The sequence below is a fragment of the Parvimonas sp. D9 genome (genome assembly GCF_035282565.1).
GTDB classification, from domain to species: domain Bacteria; phylum Bacillota; class Clostridia; order Tissierellales; family Peptoniphilaceae; genus Parvimonas; species Parvimonas micra.
The window spans coordinates 1-257 of the sequence record NZ_JAYKBM010000194.1 but is presented as its reverse complement, the minus strand read 5'-3'; the positions used below and the strand labels follow the sequence as shown (position 1 = coordinate 257).

The window sequence follows — 257 nt, the reverse complement described above, 5'->3', positions numbered from 1 at the left end:
GGCGATGTTCAGGTTCTTCATCACTTCCACCAATTGTTTGGTTTTAGGTGCGTCCATCTGAATATCTTCCACCACTACGATCGCGCTTTCCTTTGCTTTATAGCTCAGTGCAGAGATCTTAGCGAGGTCTTTCACTTTACGATTCAATTTGAAATCGTAAGCGTGAGGTTTTGGTCCGAAGATCGTACCACCACCCTTGTACAAAGGGTTACGGATATTACCTTTACGAGAACCACCGGTACCTTTTTGCTTGTGCA

1 protein-coding gene is annotated in these 257 nt (G+C 44.7%); it reads right to left on the bottom strand.

Translation table 11 applies throughout. The features are described from left to right. On the bottom strand, positions 1–257 hold a 257-nt coding region (rplD, locus tag VJI94_RS08525), incomplete at both ends, for a 50S ribosomal protein L4 (RefSeq protein WP_324009054.1).